Source organism: Ruminococcus sp. CAG:379 (genome assembly GCF_000434255.1).
Taxonomy (GTDB): Bacteria; Bacillota; Clostridia; order Oscillospirales; family Ruminococcaceae; genus Ruminococcus_F; species Ruminococcus_F champanellensis.
The window spans coordinates 1-1,087 of sequence record NZ_FR894810.1; the positions used below are offsets into that span (position 1 = coordinate 1).

Below are 1,087 nucleotides of genomic sequence, written 5' to 3' on the forward strand. Positions count from 1 at the left end.
CAGCCGATGCAAAAGCATCGGCTGTTTTGCGTATCGTCAAAACGATCTTACTTCATTGCCTCTTCTACAGCAACTGCGCAAGCAACGGTAGCGCCAACCATCGGGTTGTTACCCATGCAAAATCAAAAAAATCTGCCGTTACCACGAATGACTTGTAATGACGAGAAAAGCCCGTAACTACGTCGTTATAACGCATTGCCGAAAACTTTTCAAAATTTATTTCGACGGCGTTTTACTCACAAAAATTCATTTTTGGGTGACAAATGGGTGACAAAAATGCTTGACTTTTTCGGGGGTGGCGCGCTATAATATATGAGGGTGATCTTATGGCAGATATTAATGCTCGCAAGCGTGGAAAGAAATGGGAATACTACTTTGAGATAGCGAAGATGGACGGCAAGAGAAAGCGTATCAGCAAGGGCGGTTTCAACACAAAGGCTGAAGCGGTCAGCGAGGGTGTCAAGGCTATGCACGAATACCAGACCGCAGGCACAGTGAACACGCCTTCCGAACTTTCCATGCACGACTACCTCAACTACTGGATCGAGATGTACTGTATCCCGAATCTGAAACCAACGACTGTTGCAAACTATAAAAAGTATATCAGTCTTCACATATCTCCGAAGATCGGCAAGTACCGTCTTGCTTCGATCACAGCGGAACAGCTCCAAAAGCTGATAAACGATATGGTGGCTAACGGATACAGCAAGAATACGGTCATAGGCATCAAGGGCGTGCTGTCAAACAGCCTGAACTATGCGGTACAGCCGCTTCACTATCTGAAAACCTCGCCTATGGCGTATGTGAAGATCCCAAAAGGCTCACGCACCAACTACCGTTCGTCGCAGTATAAGCGTGAGGTCATCGAAAAGGACATTATCGACGAGATATTCAAGCGTTTTCCGAAAGGCAGTTCTACCTACCTTCCGTTGATGTTTGCTTATCACTGCGGTATGCGTCTCGGTGAAGCCTTTGCGATCACATGGGATAATGTGAACTTCGCTGACAGGACGGTCACGATCAATAAACAGCTTCAATGGGATTTAGAGAAGAAGTTCTGGTATCTGCCCCCTTCCCGGTAAAATAG

The 1,087-nt window shown here is 46.3% G+C and carries 2 protein-coding genes; one reads left to right on the forward strand and one right to left on the reverse strand.

The window, feature by feature from the left end; translation table 11 throughout:
• Positions 1-47 precede the first annotated feature (47 nt).
• On the reverse strand, positions 48-116 hold the full coding sequence (locus QVO51_RS10815) for a GGGtGRT protein (RefSeq protein WP_227945356.1): 69 nt from the start codon (positions 114-116) through the stop codon (positions 48-50).
• 210 nt (positions 117-326) lie between these two features.
• Here QVO51_RS10815 and QVO51_RS00905 point away from each other — a divergent pair, with 210 nt between their 5' ends.
• Positions 327-1,082 (forward strand): site-specific integrase, encoded by a 756-nt coding sequence (locus QVO51_RS00905; protein WP_022356849.1) that lies wholly within the window; start codon positions 327-329, stop codon positions 1,080-1,082.
• Positions 1,083-1,087 lie beyond the last annotated feature (5 nt).